Source organism: Erythrobacter sp. W302b (assembly GCF_046452395.1).
In the GTDB taxonomy this organism is placed as follows: Bacteria; Pseudomonadota; Alphaproteobacteria; order Sphingomonadales; family Sphingomonadaceae; genus Erythrobacter.
Genome location: NZ_JBKFDH010000001.1, coordinates 1,575,001 through 1,590,837 on the forward strand (window position 1 = coordinate 1,575,001; position 15,837 = coordinate 1,590,837).

A 15,837-nucleotide genomic window follows, 5' to 3' on the forward strand; every position below is an offset into this window, starting at 1 on the left:
AGTAAGCGCGCTGCGGGTTTGGCAGCGTCCAATGTGATGGGGCACGACCCCGAGGGCGGCACTCCGCTCGCTAAACGCGAAAAGATGACATGAAAATCCATCCGCTGATTACCACCACCGAGGCCCTCTCCAACCTCTGCGACCGTCTCGCCAAGTCCGATTTCGTCGCGGTCGACACCGAATTCATGCGCGAGAACACCTATTGGCCCGAACTGTGCTTGGTGCAGATCGCCAACACCGAAGAAGCCGCCGCGATCGATCCGATGGCGCCGGGCATCGATCTGAAGCCGCTGCTAGATCTGATGTGCGACAATGAAGACGTGCTCAAGGTCTTCCACGCCGGGTCGCAGGATGTCGAGATCATCGTCAACCTGACGCAACGGACCCCGCATCCGATCTTCGACACCCAGATCGCGATGATGGCGATCAGCCAGTCGGAACAGATCGGTTATGCCAATCTGGTCGAAACCTGGATGGGCCTCACCATCGACAAGGGCGCGCGCTTTACCGACTGGAGCCGCCGCCCGCTCAGCGACCGCCAGATCGAATATGCCATCGGCGACGTAACGCACCTCGCCACGATTTTCCCGCGCATTCTCAAGAAGCTGATCAAGACCGGACGCGGGCTGTGGCTGGATGCCGAGATGGAAAAGCTCGCCGATCCTGCGAACTACATCACCGATCCGGGTCAGGCCTGGAAGCGCATTCGCCAGCCGGGCCGCAATCCGCAGGTGCTGGGCCGGATGAAGGCGCTCGCCGGGTGGCGCGAGGCCGAGGCGCAGCACAAGAATATTCCGCGCGGCCGGATCATGCGCGACGAAACCCTCGCCGATATCGCCAGCCACCCGCCCAAAGCGCAGGCCGATCTGGCCAAGGTGCGCGGGCTTTCGGCGGCATGGAAGGACAATGACATCGGCAAGCGGCTGATGAAGGTGCTGGCCGAGGCCGAGCCCCTGCCCAAGGATGAAATGCCCGAGAAGATCAAGCAGGGCGCGCCGCTGGGCAAGGAAGGGGCGCTGGTCGCCGACCTGCTCAAGCTGCTGCTGAAGATTCGTGCCCGCGAAATCGACGTCGCCCCGCGCCTGCTCACCCGCGCCGACGAGATGGAAGCGCTGGCCGCCGGCGCGCGTGACCTGCCGGTGCTGCAAGGCTGGCGGTTCGAGGTGTTCGGCAAGGACGCGCTCGATCTGGTTGAAGGCAAGCTCGCCTTCGCGGTCGAGAAGGGGCGGCTAAAGATGACCCATATCGACGATGTGGTGGTGGCCGAGGCCCCGGACACGCTGGCGGCGGAATAGGTCATGATTCCGTTCGCCCTGAGCTTGTCGAAGGGCCGTCTTTCCCTTCCAGAGAAAAGTGCAGGGCTTCGACAAGCTCAGCCCGAACGGGTATTGTTGCGCAAGTGAGCACCTACCTCCCCACCATCAAGCAGCTGCAATATCTCGTGGCGCTTCACGAACACGGGCATTTCGGCAAAGCGGCCGATGCCAGCTTCGTGTCGCAATCGACACTGTCGGCAGGCCTGCGCGAACTGGAATCGCTGCTGGGCGTGACGCTGGTGGAGCGCTCGCGCCGCGTGGTGCGCTTTACCGCGCTGGGCGAGCAAGTGGTGGCCAAGGCCAACCGCCTGCTGCGCGAAGCCGAGGAGCTGGCCGATCTGGTGCAGGCTTCCGGCAAGCCGCTCTCGGGCGAGCTGCGGATGAGCGTGATCCCCACCATCGCCCCCTTCCTCCTCCCCCGGATGCTCCCGCGCCTGAAGGGCGAACGGCCCGACCTCAAGCTGCTGCTGCGCGAGGAGACGAGCCACGACGCGCTCGAATCGCTCAACCACGGACGGGTCGATTGCGTGCTGCTGGCCCTGCCCTTCGACACGGGCGATGCCGCCATCGCCCACATCACCGACGACCGTCTGTTTGTCGCCTTCCCGAAAGACGACCCGCGCGATCCGCCGGCCAGCATCAAGCCGGACATGATCGACCAGGGCCGCCTCCTGCTGCTGGAAGACGGGCACTGCCTGCGCGATCACGCGCTCGCTGCCTGCAACCGCGCTGAACTGCGCGCCAGCGCGGCAATGATCGGCACAAGTCTGCACACGCTCGTACAACTGGTCGACAACGACCTTGGTTTGACCATGCTACCGGAGATGGCGTTGAAAGCGGGTATTCTTGCCGGAACGCAGGTGGTCGCGCGGCCCGTCGACAGCCCCACCGCCAAACGCGAGATCGTGCTCGCCTGGCGCAAGAATTCCCCGCGCGAGAGCGATTTCCAACTGCTGGCCGAGGAGCTGCGGGCAGGATAGGACGCGCCAAGGGAGGGGCACCGCGATGGACAAAAGAGATGGCTATCTGGCCGGAGTGATTGCCGGAGCAAGCATGCTGGTTTCGCAATATGCCTTCGATATTGATTTTGGCCCGTTCATCTGGGGGATCGCCTTGATGACGCTGGGCTTTGCCGTCGCCTATATCGTCACGCCGAAAGACTCAGCGCCTTCGGACGATTGATCGGAAGCCGCCTCAGCACTCCACCAGCGCGAGGCTGATCGCAAGGCTTGCTCCAATAGCGAGGCGCAAACGGCACGGGCGGGACTTGCGGAGCCGGGAGCGAGTGGCCTCGGCCTCGGCGGCGGCGAGGCCCATCATGCGGTTTGCCTCGCGGTGCTCGAAATCATCGACGATGCCGTGGACATCGTCCGCCAGCAGCTCGGCGTCGCCGATCAGCGCGGAAGCGCGGGCGTAATCTCCGCGCGCAATCGCCTCGCGCGCCTCGCGTTGCAGCTGGCGGGCGTGGTCTGCCAATTGTCCGACAAATGCGCCTTCTCCGCGCGTCGAATCCGGTCCCATACAGGTGACTTAGCGCACACAACCCCACCGATTCCAGTGCGAAAGGCGCAAGTCAGTCCATATGCTTGAGGCCGACCCGCAGGTAATCCCAGCCGGTGATGCAGGTCAGCACGGCGGCAGTCCACAGGCTGACGAGGCCGACCAGATGCACCCAGCTTTCGCCAATCGATCCGCAGCCTTCGAACACCGATTGGCACGGTGGCCCGTGCACCGCCCCGCCCAGGATCAGCGCGCCCAATGCCACAAGCTGGAAGGTCGTCTTCCACTTGGCAAGCTTGGAGACCGGCATCGAGACCTGAAGCCCGCCGAGGAACTCGCGCAGGCCCGAAACCGCGATCTCGCGAATGAGAATGATCAGTCCGGCGATCACATGGACATCGCCGGCATAGGGCCCGCGCAGATATCCTTGCGCGGTCAGGACCAGGATGACGGCGGCCACCATGATCTTGTCCGCGATCGGATCCAGGAAGGTGCCCATCTTCGATACTGTGCCCTGCGCGCGGGCAAGATAGCCATCGAGGTAATCGGTCAGTGCGATAACGCAGTACAACCCGAAGCCGATCAGATAGCCCAGCCGCCATTCCGGCCACCACAGGAAGAACGCCAGCAACGGCACCGCAAAGATGCGCGAGAGCGTGAGGATATTGGGAAGGCTCGACATGATTGTTCCCTGCTCTAGCGCGGCACGAACTGCTGCAAAACCCCTCGTCCTGACTTCCCCCACATTGATGCGGTCAGGCGCGCGCTCCCCTTGCGCTCTTGTGAAAGCCTGCACGCCCGCTATGTCGCGGTAACTCACAGGGAAGCGCCAGCGTAACCATCGCATGACCACATCGACACACCTGATGCGCCAGCGGCGATTCTTGCCGCTGTTCCTGACCCAGTTGCTCAATGCGCTGAACGACAATCTCTACAAGAACGCGATGGTGCTGTTCGTGGTCTATTCGGTCTACGATTCGCCCGAAATGGAGACCCTGATCAGCGGCGTCGCCACCGCGCTGTTCGTGCTGCCCTTCGTGCTGTTCTCGGCCACTGCGGGCCAGCTCGCCGACATGCGCGACAAGACCAAGATCATCCGCTGGATCAAGTTTGCCGAAATCCTCATCATGAGCGTCGGCGCCACCGGCCTTCTGCTGGCGTCGCGCGGAATGCAGATCGAAAGCCTTGCGATCCCGCTGATGTTCGTCGCGCTGTTCGCGATGGGGGTGCATTCGACCTTCTTCGGCCCGATCAAGTACGCGATCCTGCCGCAGCACCTCCACAAGGATGAAGTGCTCGCAGGCACCGGTCTGGTGGAGGCCGGAACCTACGTCGCGATCCTTGTCGGCATGATGCTGGGCGGCGCCATGCCGATCATGTATTCGATTGTGGGTGTGATCGTGATTGCGGTGATCGGCTATGTCACCTGCCGCTGGGTGCCGCCCGCCCCTGCACAAAGCGACGAGAATACCGTCGACTGGAACCCGATCCGAGCCTCGCGCGATCTGATCGCCTTTTCGATGGGCAATCTGGAACTGCGCTATTCGGTGCTGGCGATCAGCTACTTCTGGGCGATTGCCGCGATCCTTTCGGTGCAATTCATCCCGCTCGCCAAGAACGTGCTGCTGGCGGACAAGCAAGTCGCCGCGGTGCTGCTGGTGGCATTCTCGGCCGGGATTGCAATCGGTTCGGTGTCGATCAATGCGCTGCTCAAAGGCGATATCTCGGCCCGCTACTCCGCGCGCTCGGTGCTGGTGCTGGGCGTCTTGCTGATCGCCTTTTACGGCGTATGCCGGATGTGGAACCTTCAACCGGAAGATGAACTGTTCACCGTGTGGGAGTTCCTGGCTCAGCCGCTGGCGCTGGTGCTGACGTTCAATCTGCTGCTGATTGCGGTGGCAGGCGGGATGTTCGTGGTGCCGCTGTATGCCTTTCTCACCACACGGGTCGACAAGTCGGAGGCCTCACGCTCGGTCGCGGCCAACAACTTCATTTCCTCGATCTTCATGGTGATCGGCGCCGGGCTTGCCGGCGCGCTCGGGTTCTTCGGCATTCCGTTGCAGGAACAATTGCTGCTCAGCCTGATCCTGTGCGTGTTCTCGGCCCAGCTTGCGCGCAAGCTGCACGCCACCGAAGCGCTGCGTGACGCGGACAGCGCGCCGCTCAGACAATAAAGGCGAAAATCGCGAGCGTCATGGCCACGTAAGTGCTGGCAACGCCGCGCACGTCGGCCACGGTGAGCCGCCAGAGACCCTCGGCCGGGATCGGGATCAGATCGCGCTTCACATGCGGCGGCAGGCTCGCCCGGAACCAGTGGCGGGCGGTCTCGTCTGTGAGAACCAGGCTGCGGCGCATGTACGACTCTCCTGTGGCAGGGCCGCCAGTCTTAAGACTTTCTTAACCATTGGAAACGGTTTGCGACGAAGCTGTCGCAAGCTGGGACAGGCTGTGATGGGGGCAATCCGGGCTCGGCGGATTTGCACCGCTCCGCCCACACCGGTAGAGGCCGCCGAAGACGACGGGAGACTTTTCGATGCCTGATTCCACGCGCGCCGCGGCCACCAGAAGCGCGGCTGCCCTGCTGGTCGATTGCCTTGCAGCACAGGGCTGCGAGCGGATCTTCACCGTGCCGGGCGAAAGCTTCCTCGCGGTGCTGGATGCCCTGCCCGACCGGCCCGAGATCGACGTGGTCACCTGTCGGCAGGAAGGCGGGGTCACCTTCATGGCCTGCGCCGATGGCACGATGAACGCGGCCGGATCAGGCCGCCCCGGCGTCGCCTTTGTCACGCGGGGCCCGGGCGCGACCAATGCCAGCATCGGCGTCCATGTCGCGCATCAGGATTCGCAGCCGATGATCCTGTTCGTCGGCGATGTCGCGCGCAACATGCAGGGGCGCGAGGGCTTTCAGGAGGTCGATTTCACCGCCTTCTTCGCGCCGATCTGCAAATGGGCCGCGCGGATCGATGATCCGGCCCGCATCCCCGAATACATTGCCCGCGCCTATTCGGTCGCGATCAATGGGCGGCCCGGCCCGGTGGTGCTCGCCCTGCCCGAGGATATGCTGGTGGAGCAGGTGCCCGCCAGCCTCCAGCCCCGCCCCTTCGTCACCCGCACCGCGCAGGCCGCCTGCCCGGATGCGATGCAGGCGCTGTTCGACATGATCGCGGACGCGGCGAGTCCGATCGCGATCATCGGCGGCGCGGGCTGGAACGCCAAGGCGCGAGAATATTTTCAGCAATTCGCCGAACGCATCGGGCTTCCCGTGGCGACGGCCTTCCGCCGTCAGGACGCGATTGCGCCCGACAGCCCGGTCTATGCCGGGAACCTGGGCTACGGCCCCGGCCCCAAGCTGGTCGAGCGGGTCAGGAACGCCGACCTCATCATTGCGGTTGGGGCACGGCTGGGGGAGGCGACGACCGATGGTTACGAGGTCCCCACGCTCGAACATCCCGGTCAACTGCTGGTCCATATCCACCCCGACCCGGAGGAGCTGGGCCGGGTCTATCGCACCGATCTCGCGCTGTGCTGTTCGGTCGATGAATTCGCCGAATGTGCCGCGCTGTGGGAAGATGCAGCGGTGATCCCCTTCGATGCCGGGGCCGAGGCTCACGCGGAATGGCTCGACTGGTCGACACCCCAGCCGTCGGATGCGTCGATGGACCTGGCTGCCTGCGTCGCCGCGATGCGCGCCGCGCTTCCGGCGGACACGATCATCTGCAACGGCGCGGGCAATTTTGCCGGATGGTGGCACCGCTACTGGCGCTACACCGCCTATCCCGGACAGCTCGCCCCGACCTGCGGGGCGATGGGTTACGGCGTGCCGGCCGCCGTCGCGGCAGCCCTGCGCTTCCCTGACCGCACCGTGGTCGCTGTCGCAGGCGACGGCGATTTCATGATGAATGGCCAGGAACTCGCCACCGCCGCGCAATATGGCGCGAACATGATCGTCGTGGTGGTCGATAACGGCGCTTACGGCACGATCCGGATGCATCAGGAGCGCGAATATCCCGGCCGCGTCTCGGCGACCCAGCTGTCAAACCCCGATTTTGCGATGCTGGGCACGGCCTATGGCGCGTGGAGCGCAAAGGCGACGACGACGGAGGAGTTCATCGCCGCGCTCGATGACGCCAAGGCCCGCAGCGGGCTGCGCCTTATCCACGCCGTGACCGATCTGAACCGGATCGCCGCCAGCGGCGCGACCATCGCCAGCCTGCGGGCGAGAGCCAAAGCCACCGCCTGACACGAAAAGGCCGCCCCGAACGGAGCGGCCTTTCCTTTATCACTGATCAGGCTGAGATCAGATGTCGTCGCCCATGGCGCCCTGGACCTTGCCCTTCACCTTCTGGGCTTCGCCCTTCAGTTCCTGAGCCCTGCCTTCCGCGCGGGTTTCGGGGTTGTTCGACTGCTGCTTGATTTTGCCGATCGCTTCGTTGGCGGTACCCTTGACGGTTTCGGTCAGCTTACCCATAAAATTTCTCCTTTTTTCAATGACTTCAATCGCGTCATGTGAAGGGTAAAGGGAAATCCGGGAGCCATTGTTCCTTTGCCCGCCTCGGCGCGGGTCAAGACGTTGCCTGATTGCGACCACCTGCCGTTTGTGGTGCGATTCTGACGATCAGGCGTGGCCTTGCTCTGGGTCAGCCGCGCGCCATCTCGCAAATCACCTGCCATTCCGCCGGGGTGACGCCGCACACCGACAGGCGCGATTGGCGGATGAGCTGCATTTCGGCGAGCCGCGGTTCGGCCTTGATCGCCAACAGTGTGACGGGATGGGCGAATTTCTCCTTCGCCTTGACCTTCACCGCCGCCCACTTGCCGGTCTCGTCCGTCGGATCGGTGATCCCGGCAACGCTGATCGTGCAGATTCCGACCACTTCCAGCCCTTCGCGCGAGTGGTAGAAAAACGCCTCGTCGCCAACCTGCATCGCGGCCAGATTGTTGCGCGCCTGATAGTTGCGCACGCCATCCCACGTCCCCTCGCCCTCAGCGACAAGGTCGTCCCAACTGTATTTGAACGGTTCGGATTTCATCAGCCAATAGGCCATGGACAGCGCGCTCCCTTGCTTAAACAGCGCCCCCGTAGCCCGCCCACACCCACCTCGCCAAGCCAGTATCCACAGTGTGCAAGTTAACTCGTTCTTTAGCGCAATCTGCGATGAATCGGGCGAAGGCACCGCTGGCGTACCCACCCAGCGACATGCGCGGGACGATTAAGGCAAAGATTTTGAAAGATCACGAGCCCCACAACCCACTGCAAGCGGCTGAGCGCGACATCATCGCGCTGGGAATTGCCGTGGCGGCCATCATCATGCTGGTGGGAACCGGCGGAACCGTGCTGCCCAAAGTCATGGACGCCCTGTTCGGCAATGGTTCGCGTCCGGACGTTCTGCTGGTCAATGCCCTGTTGCTGAACATCGCCCTGATCATCTTCGGCTGGCGGCGTTACCGTGAACTCACCCGTGAAATCGAGGAGCGCCGCCGGGCCGAAGCCCGCGCGCAAATGCTGGCTGCCACCGATCCGCTGACCCAGTGCCTCAACCGCCGCAGCATGCTCGAAGCGACGGAGGAACTGCGGTCGCTCGCGGCCGTTCGCGGTGAGGCGGTCGCCTACTGCATGATGGATCTCGACAACTTCAAGCAGATCAACGACATGCATGGCCATCCCGTGGGCGATGCGGTGCTGGTGATGTTGTGCGAGCGGGTACGCGGAATACTCCCGCGAGACGCGCGGCTGGCGCGGCTCGGCGGGGACGAATTCGCCTTTGTGATGCCCTACCCCGCAGGCCACGCCGACCGGGTCGATGATTTGGTCATCCGCCTGTTCGAAAGCCTTGCCCACCCCTTCCGTCTGCCGACCATTACGGTTGAGCTGACCTTGTCGGTCGGGCTGTCCGCCGATCATGATGCGGACGGCACCATCGGCTTGGTGGTCGATGCGGGTACGCTGATGCAGCGCGCAGACATGGCGCTGTACCATGCAAAGAAGCAGGGCCGGAATCGCTATTTCTGGTTCGAGCCGAGCATGGAAAGCGAGATGCGCTTCCGCAACCAGCTCGAAACCGGCATCCGCCGCGGCCTCGCGCGCGGCGAGTTCGTGCCGTACTACGAGCAGCAGGTCGATGTCGAAACCGGCGCGCTGGTCGGGTTCGAGATGCTTGCGCGCTGGCGTTCCCCGCAGCTTGGCGTGATCAGCCCCGATATCTTCGTGCCCATCGCCGAGGAAATCGGCCTCATCAACGAAATGTCCGAACGCCTGATGGAACAGGCCTTCGCCGATGCGCGCGAATGGGATGACAGTCTGACCCTGTCGATCAACATCTCGCCGGTGCAGCTGCGCGATCCGTGGTTTGCGCAGCGCCTGCTCAAAAAGCTGGTCGCCACAGGCTTCCCCCCGCAGCGGCTCGAAATCGAGATCACTGAAAGCTGCCTGCATGAGAACATCGGTCTGGTGCGCTCGATGATCATGAGCCTGCGCAATCAGGGCGTGCAGATCAGCCTCGACGATTTCGGCACGGGCTATTCGAGCCTGGAACAACTGCGCAATCTGCCGTTCGACCGAATCAAGATCGACCGCAGCTTTGTCAGCGAATTGCGCGAACCGGGCACCCGTTCGCGGATTGTCGAAGCGATCATCTCGCTCGGCCGCGGGCTTGATCTGCCGCTGACGGCGGAAGGTGTCGAGGACGAACAGATTCTCAAGGCTCTGAAATCCATGGGCCGGTTGAAGGCGCAGGGCTATCTCTATGGCCAGCCCGAAGATGCCGAAGCCGTCCGCGCGCGGCTGAAAGCGGTGGGCAAGCTGACTGGCGTCTCCAACCAGACGCCGTCTCTGCCCCGCACCGGCACCGAGGACGGCCCGACCCTCTATCGCATCGCCCGACCCTGAGATCGCGCGCCCTGCCTGCGGGCAGGACTGGACGCGGAGGGCCCGCGTGCATAGATGCGCAGCCGTGACGCAGACGATTGCCTTCATCAAGATGCACGGGCTCGGCAACGACTTCGTCGTGCTCGACGCGCGCATCGCTGCGCTGCCGGCGATGACGCCCGTCGTGGCACGCGCGCTGGGTGACCGGCGCACCGGGATCGGCTTCGATCAGCTGGTGCTGCTGGAGCCGAGCGCGACCCAAGCGTTTCGGATGCGGATCTTCAACTCCGATGGCAGTGAGGTCGAGGCCTGCGGCAATGCCGCGCGGGCCGTGGCGCTGCTGCATGGCGAACCCGTAGTGATCGAGACCGGCGGCGGTCCGATCGCGCTCGAACCGCTCGAAACCGGCGCACGGGTCGATATGGGTCTGCCGCGCTTCGACTGGGACGCGATCCCTCTCGCCTACCCGATGGACACCTTTACCATGCCGGTCGGGTGGGACAGCCTTGAAGCACCGATGGCAGTCAATGTCGGCAATCCCCACGCGATTTTCTTCGTCGATGACGCCGATGCCGTCCCGCTGGCAACGCTTGGCCCTGTGATCGAGCATGACCCGCTGTTTCCCGAACGGGTGAATGTCAACGTCGCGAGTCTTGCGGGGCCAGATCACCTCAAGCTCCGAGTGTGGGAACGTGGCGCTGGCTTGACCCGCGCTTGCGGCACCGGGGCCTGCGCGACGGCGGTCGCGGCGATCCGGCGCGGGCTGGTGGCGAGCCCCGTGCGCGTGACGCTGCCGGGCGGCGACCTTGTGATCGCGTGGGAGCCGGGCGGCTCGATCCTGATGAGCGGCCCAGCAGCAGAAAGCTATCGCGGCACCTTCAACTGGGATGATTACGCCGCAGGAGCCGGGGTTTGAACGCTCCGCAGATTATCTCGCTCGGCTGCCGCATGAACATCGCCGAGAGCGAGCGGATGCGGGCCATGCTGGCGTGCGAAACCGATCTGGTGGTGCTCAATTCCTGCGCCGTCACGGGTGAGGCGCTCAGCCAGACCCGCAAGGCCATCCGCCGCGCGCGGCGCGACCATCCGACAGCGCGGCTGGTGGTAACGGGCTGCGCGGCGGAGATCGACCGCAGCGTGATTGGCGCGATGGACGAGGTTGACGGGCTGGTGGCGAATGCGGCCAAGCTCGATCCGCGGGCGTGGAATGTCGCCGCTGATGCCCCGCCGCTTGCCCCGGCGCGCACGCGCGCTTTCGTGGCGGTGCAAAATGGTTGCGATCACGCCTGCACCTTCTGCGTGATTCCGCAGGGGCGTGGGGTGAGCCGCTCGTCAGGCGTGGCGGAAGTGCTGCGCGAGGTTGAAGCGCATCTTGCTGCTGGGGCAAAGGAGGTGGTGCTCACGGGGGTCGATCTGACCTCGTGGGGCCATGATCTGCCGGGCGAGCCACGCCTTGGAACGTTGGTCGCAGCGATTCTTGCGGCCTTTCCGCGTCTCCCTCGCCTGCGCCTGTCATCGGTGGACGGGATCGAGATTGATGCGGAGTTGTTCGACCTGCTCGCTCACGAGCCCCGGGTGATGCCGCATCTGCACCTCAGCTTGCAGCACGGCGCCGACCTGATCCTCAAACGCATGAAGCGCCGCCATCTGCGCCGCGATGCGGTGGAACTGGTCGGGCGACTGAAGGCGCTGCGCCCGGAGATTGCCGTCGGCGCTGACCTGATCGCCGGCTTCCCGACCGAGACGCAGGCGCAGCACGCCGAAAACCTCAGTATCATCGACGCGCTCGACATCGTCCACGCCCACATCTTCCCCTTTTCCCCCCGCCCCGGCACCCCCGCTGCGCGGATGCCGCAGGTGCCGCGCGAGGTGGTGAAGGCCCGTGCCGCCGAACTGCGCGCCCGCGCCGCCGCGCGCCGCGCGGTCTGGCTCGACAGGTTTGTGGGCGAAACGCTCCCCGTCCTCGCCGAACGCGACGGCACGGGCTATGCCCCCAACTATGCCCGCGTCGCGCTGCCTGACGGGACAGCAGCGGGCGACATCATCGCAGTGAATGTGCGCGAGGTCAGGGAGGGCCTGCTCGGATGAGTGAAACCAGCTGGAGCCAGCGCCTGTTCGGCGGCTTCGCCAAGACATCGGAGCGCCTGACCGCCAACCTTGCCGGGGTGGGCGGCAGCGCGAAGCTTGATGACGCCACGCTCGACGAGGTCGAGGATGCGCTGATCATGTCCGATCTTGGCCCGGCGGCGGCAGCACGGATCCGTGCGCGGCTCTCCGAAAAGCGTTTCGGACTGGAAATCACCACCCGCGAGCTGAAGGAAGCCGTGGCGGAGGAAATCGCGGCGATCCTGCGCCCCGTCGCCAAGCCGCTCGAAATCACCGCCTTCCCGCGCCCGCAGGTAATCCTCGTGATCGGGGTCAACGGCAGCGGCAAGACCACCACCATCGCCAAGCTCGCTCACCTGTTTCAGGAGGACGATTACGGCGTGCTGCTGGCAGCCGGTGACACGTTTCGCGCGGCCGCCATCGGCCAGCTCGCCACATGGGCGGGCCGCATCGGGGTCGATCTGGTACGCGGGCCTGAAGGCGGCGATCCGGCGGCGATCGTGTTCGATGCCGTCAAGCAGGCCACCGACACCGGGATCGACGCGCTGATCGTCGACACCGCAGGCCGCCTCCAGAACAAGAAGGAGCTGATGGAGGAGCTGGCGAAAATCCGCCGCGTCCTCGGCAGGCTCAACCCCGAAGCGCCGCATGATGTGGTGCTGGTGCTCGATGCCACCAACGGCCAGAACGCGCTCGCCCAGATCGACGTGTTCAAGGAAGTCGCGGGCGTCACCGGCCTCATCATGACCAAGCTTGACGGCACCGCCCGCGGCGGCGTTCTGGTCGCGGCGGCGGAGCAATATGGCCTCCCCATCCACGCCATCGGCGTCGGCGAGAGGATGGAGGACCTGCGCCCCTTCGACCCGGACCTTGTGGCGCGCGTGATCGCGGGGGTGGCGTGATGAGCGAGAGCGAAGGGAAGAAGGCCGCCTCAAACTGGCTCAACGTTGCGGTCGATTACGGCCCGCTGGTGGTGTTCCTCGCCGTCTATCGCTGGAGCGCGCCCGATAAGGTGAGTGCAACGGGCGAACTCGGCGCGATCATCAATGGCACCGGCGCGTTCATGGTCGCCGCTGTCATCGCGCTACTGGTATCGAAGTGGCGGCTGGGCAAGGTGTCGCCGATGCTGTGGTTTTCGACCGCACTGATCGTCGGCTTCGGCAGCCTGACGATTGTCTTCGGCGATCCGACCTTCGTGCAGATCAAGCCGACGATCATCTATGCGACCTTTGGCGCGGTTCTGCTCGCCGGCTATTTTGCCGGGCGAGCGATGCTCAAGATCCTGCTCGAAGCCGCCTTCGAAGGCCTGTCGGACGCAGGCTGGCTCAAGTTGTCGCGCAATTGGGGGGTGTTTTTCCTGGTGCTGGCGGGGCTCAATGAAGTCCTGCGTGCGCAGATGGATTTCGAAGGCTGGCTGTGGGCCAAGCTGTGGGTGTTCCTGCCGCTGACCTTCCTGTTCACCTTCAGCCAGATCCCGATGCTGCTGAAGCACGGGCTCAGCTTTGAGGACCGCGACGAACCGCTGAAGGACGAACCGCCGACGGGAGGCTGATCAGGGCTTCACCTGTGACAGGGCAATCCGGTTGCCCTCGCTATCCTCGATTTCGGCAACGAAGCCCGCCGCGCCGATATCCTTCTTGGGATAGAGTACCTTTGATCCGCGGGCCGTCGCCCGCGCGATCACCGCGTCGATATCGGGCACATCGAAATAGATCACGGGCCCATTATGCGACGGGCGGTACACGTCGCCCTTGGCCAAGGCTCCGCTTGCACCGGGCGCATCATCTGCGCGCGGGAAGAAGGCCATATCATAGCCGTCCACCTCTTCGCGGGTCAGGCGGTAGCCGAACACATCACCGTAGAAGGCGATGGCGCGGTCCATGTCGGTGACAGGGATCTCGAAATGAAAGACCGGGTTCGTCACCTCTGCCTGCTCCTCGACGGGCGCCTGCGCTTCGTCAGCCGCCTCTCGCGCACAGGCCGATGCCAACAGGCAAACCGGCGCAAGCGCGAGAGCGAGCGCGCGCAAGGTCAGATTTCCACCTGGCTCCCCAGCTCCACCACGCGGTTGGTGGGCAGCCGGAAGAACTCCATCGCGCTCGCCGCGTTACGCAGCATCCAGGCGAACAGCTTCTCGCGCCAGATCGCCATGCCCGGCTTGGCCGATGCGAGCAGGGTCTGGCGAGAGAGGAAGAAGCTGGTGTGCATCATGTCGAACGGCGCGCCGCACAGGTCGAGCGTGCGCAGCAGCGCGGGCACATCGGTTTCTTCAAGGAAGCCGCAGCGGATCGTGACGCGGTAGAAGCCGTTGCCCAGATCCTTGCAGGAATAGCGTTCGATGGAATCGAGATAGGGCACATCCTGCACCGCCACAGTCAGGATCAGGATGCGTTCGTGCAGCACCTTGTTGTGCTTGATATTGTGCAGCAGCGCCGATGGTACGCCGGTGTTGGTCGAAGCCATGAACACCGCTGTCCCCGGCACGCGGGTCGCGCTGTTCTGCGCGCTCTTGGCGAAGATCTCGATCGGCAGCGCGCTTTCGGACATGCTGGCCCGCATCAGCTCACGCCCGCGCGACCATGTGGTGAGCAGGGTGAAGATCACAAAGCCAATCAGCAGCGGCACCCAGCCGCCCTGCGGCACCTTGATCAGATTGGCTCCGAAATAGGCAATGTCGACAATCAGGAATGCCGCGACCAGCGGCAGCGCCTTCCACACCGGCCAGCGCCATAGCGAGAAAAGCACGGCCGCCAGCAGCAGGGTGTCGATGAACATCGCGCCGGTCACCGCGATGCCATAGGCCGCGGCAAGGTTGGTCGAAGACTGGAAGAACAGCACCAGCAGGATCACCATCACCATCAGACCCCAGTTGATCGTGGGGATGTAGATTTGTCCCGCAGCCGAAGCGCTGGTGTGGCGAATTTCCATGCGCGGGATGAAGCCAAGCTGGATCGCCTGCTGGGTCAGGCTGAAGGCACCCGAAATCACCGCCTGGCTGGCGATGATCGTGGCGAGCAGCGCGAGGATGATCACGGGGACGCGCACCAGGTCCGGGATCATCAGGAAGAACGGATCCTTCACGAGCGCAGCCGCAGCCGCGGGCGAACTGGCCGAAAGGATCATCGCGCCCTGCCCCATGTAATTGAGCATCAGCGCCGGAAACACGAAGGTCAGCCACGACAGCCCGATCGGCTTGCGCCCGAAATGGCCCATATCGGCGTAAAGCGCCTCAGCCCCGGTCACCGCCAGCACCACGCTGCCCAGCGCTACAAAGGCGGTAAAGCCATCCGACTGGAAGAACCGCAGCGCATTGAGAGGGTTGATCGTTTCCAGAATGATCGCGGGATAGACGGTGAGATGCATCACACCCAGCGTTGCCAGCATTGCGAAATAGGTCAGCATGATCGGGCCGAACAGCTTGCCGACCCTGCCAGAACCGCGCGACTGGATCGCGAAGAGACCAAACAGGATCGCCACCGCCGTCGGCACGATCCACGCTTTGAAGCCGGGAACGATGTATTGCAGACCCTCGGTCGCGGAGAGAACCGAGATCGCCGGGGTGATCATGCTGTCGCCGTAGAACAGCGCGGTCGCGAACACGCCCAGCAGGATCAGGGGCGCAGTCCACCGGCGATTGTCCGACACGCGCCGGATCAGCGCCAGCAAGGCAAGGCTGCCGCCTTCGCCCTTGTTGTCGGCACGCATGATGGTGAGGACATATTTGACCGTCACCACCATCATCATTGACCAGAACACGAGGCTCAGCACCCCGTGGATATGCGCGGCGTCGGGCGAGATGCCCGGCGCGCCGTGGTGCGAGGCGAAGGTTTCGCGGAAGGCATAAAGCGGGCTGGTGCCGATATCACCGAACACGACCCCGACCGCGCCGACCGCAAGAGTCAGCGTTGAAGCGCTGTGCCCGTGGCCATGGGCGCTCGCGGCGACAGGTTCGTCACTATTGGCTATGCTGCTCATCTTGATCGGATTTCCCGTATCCCGCGGTACTGCCCATCCTGCCGGAACCATTCAGGCCGATGAGGCAGCGCGCCT

Annotated in this window: 17 protein-coding genes; 10 read left to right on the forward strand and 7 right to left on the reverse strand. The window is 64.3% G+C overall.

The window, feature by feature from the left end:
• Positions 1-89: 89 nt before the first annotated feature.
• The 3 genes from rnd to ACLBKT_RS07620 all read left to right on the forward strand — a co-directional run bounded on the left by rnd (position 90) and on the right by ACLBKT_RS07620 (position 2,498).
• A complete protein-coding gene (rnd, locus tag ACLBKT_RS07610; protein WP_410182334.1) occupies positions 90-1,295 on the forward strand; it encodes a ribonuclease D in 1,206 nt (401 codons plus the stop codon).
• Positions 1,296-1,399: 104 nt separating this feature from the next.
• The gene (locus tag ACLBKT_RS07615; protein ID WP_410182335.1) at positions 1,400-2,296 is read left to right on the forward strand and encodes a hydrogen peroxide-inducible genes activator; all 897 of its coding nucleotides are present in this window, start codon (positions 1,400-1,402) and stop codon (positions 2,294-2,296) included.
• 25 nt (positions 2,297-2,321) lie between these two features.
• On the forward strand, positions 2,322-2,498 hold the full coding sequence (locus tag ACLBKT_RS07620) for a hypothetical protein (RefSeq protein WP_410182336.1): 177 nt from the start codon (positions 2,322-2,324) through the stop codon (positions 2,496-2,498).
• Between the two features lie 12 nt (positions 2,499-2,510).
• Here the strand turns inward: ACLBKT_RS07620 and ACLBKT_RS07625 are convergent, their stop codons facing one another.
• A complete protein-coding gene (locus ACLBKT_RS07625; protein ID WP_410182337.1) occupies positions 2,511-2,792 on the reverse strand; it encodes a hypothetical protein in 282 nt (93 codons plus the stop codon).
• 97 nt (positions 2,793-2,889) lie between these two features.
• Positions 2,890-3,498 carry a CDP-diacylglycerol--glycerol-3-phosphate 3-phosphatidyltransferase gene (gene pgsA / locus ACLBKT_RS07630; RefSeq protein ID WP_410182338.1) on the reverse strand — a complete coding sequence of 203 codons (609 nt, stop codon included), beginning with the start codon at positions 3,496-3,498 and terminating at the stop codon, positions 2,890-2,892.
• Positions 3,499-3,661: 163 nt separating this feature from the next.
• Between pgsA and ACLBKT_RS07635 the strand changes: the two genes are divergently transcribed.
• Entirely contained in the window at positions 3,662-4,990 is a 1,329-nt protein-coding gene (locus ACLBKT_RS07635; protein ID WP_410182339.1) for an MFS transporter, read from the forward strand.
• On the opposite strand, the gene ACLBKT_RS07640 is transcribed toward ACLBKT_RS07635, so the two are convergent.
• Positions 4,980-5,171 (reverse strand): hypothetical protein, encoded by a 192-nt coding sequence (locus tag ACLBKT_RS07640; protein WP_410182340.1) that lies wholly within the window; start codon positions 5,169-5,171, stop codon positions 4,980-4,982. The genes ACLBKT_RS07635 and ACLBKT_RS07640 overlap by 11 nt on opposite strands.
• Positions 5,172-5,349: 178 nt before the next feature.
• Here ACLBKT_RS07640 and ACLBKT_RS07645 point away from each other — a divergent pair, with 178 nt between their 5' ends.
• Complete coding sequence (locus ACLBKT_RS07645; RefSeq protein WP_410182341.1) at positions 5,350-7,056, forward strand: thiamine pyrophosphate-binding protein; 1,707 nt, start codon at positions 5,350-5,352, stop codon at positions 7,054-7,056.
• Positions 7,057-7,113: 57 nt separating this feature from the next.
• Here the strand turns inward: ACLBKT_RS07645 and ACLBKT_RS07650 are convergent, their stop codons facing one another.
• Both ACLBKT_RS07650 and ACLBKT_RS07655 read right to left on the reverse strand, forming a co-directional pair.
• Positions 7,114-7,284: a CsbD family protein gene (locus tag ACLBKT_RS07650; RefSeq protein ID WP_410182342.1), complete on the reverse strand. Its 171-nt coding sequence runs from the start codon at positions 7,282-7,284 to the stop codon at positions 7,114-7,116.
• Between the two features lie 169 nt (positions 7,285-7,453).
• Positions 7,454-7,861, reverse strand: a complete 408-nt coding sequence (locus ACLBKT_RS07655) for an EVE domain-containing protein (RefSeq protein WP_410182343.1) — start codon at positions 7,859-7,861, stop codon at positions 7,454-7,456.
• A 179-nt stretch (positions 7,862-8,040) separates the two neighbouring features.
• Between ACLBKT_RS07655 and ACLBKT_RS07660 the strand changes: the two genes are divergently transcribed.
• The 5 genes from ACLBKT_RS07660 (at position 8,041) to ACLBKT_RS07680 (ending at position 13,339) form a co-directional block, all read left to right on the forward strand.
• Positions 8,041-9,702, forward strand: coding sequence for a putative bifunctional diguanylate cyclase/phosphodiesterase (locus ACLBKT_RS07660; RefSeq protein WP_410182344.1), 1,662 nt, complete (start codon positions 8,041-8,043; stop codon positions 9,700-9,702).
• Positions 9,703-9,793: 91 nt separating this feature from the next.
• On the forward strand, positions 9,794-10,597 hold the full coding sequence (gene dapF, locus ACLBKT_RS07665) for a diaminopimelate epimerase (protein ID WP_410183664.1): 804 nt from the start codon (positions 9,794-9,796) through the stop codon (positions 10,595-10,597).
• Positions 10,594-11,769, forward strand: coding sequence for a MiaB/RimO family radical SAM methylthiotransferase (locus tag ACLBKT_RS07670; RefSeq protein WP_410182345.1), 1,176 nt, complete (start codon positions 10,594-10,596; stop codon positions 11,767-11,769). The genes dapF and ACLBKT_RS07670 overlap by 4 nt, the downstream gene beginning before the upstream one ends.
• Entirely contained in the window at positions 11,766-12,689 is a 924-nt protein-coding gene (gene ftsY / locus ACLBKT_RS07675) for a signal recognition particle-docking protein FtsY (protein ID WP_410182346.1), read from the forward strand. Before ACLBKT_RS07670 ends, ftsY begins: the two co-directional genes overlap by 4 nt.
• On the forward strand, positions 12,689-13,339 hold the full coding sequence (locus tag ACLBKT_RS07680; protein ID WP_410182347.1) for an inner membrane-spanning protein YciB: 651 nt from the start codon (positions 12,689-12,691) through the stop codon (positions 13,337-13,339). The genes ftsY and ACLBKT_RS07680 overlap by 1 nt, the downstream gene beginning before the upstream one ends.
• On the opposite strand, the gene ACLBKT_RS07685 is transcribed toward ACLBKT_RS07680, so the two are convergent.
• On the reverse strand, positions 13,340-13,777 hold the full coding sequence (locus tag ACLBKT_RS07685) for a VOC family protein (RefSeq protein ID WP_410182348.1): 438 nt from the start codon (positions 13,775-13,777) through the stop codon (positions 13,340-13,342).
• A 41-nt stretch (positions 13,778-13,818) separates the two neighbouring features.
• Positions 13,819-15,762 (reverse strand): potassium transporter Kup, encoded by a 1,944-nt coding sequence (locus ACLBKT_RS07690; RefSeq protein WP_410182349.1) that lies wholly within the window; start codon positions 15,760-15,762, stop codon positions 13,819-13,821.
• Positions 15,763-15,837 lie beyond the last annotated feature (75 nt).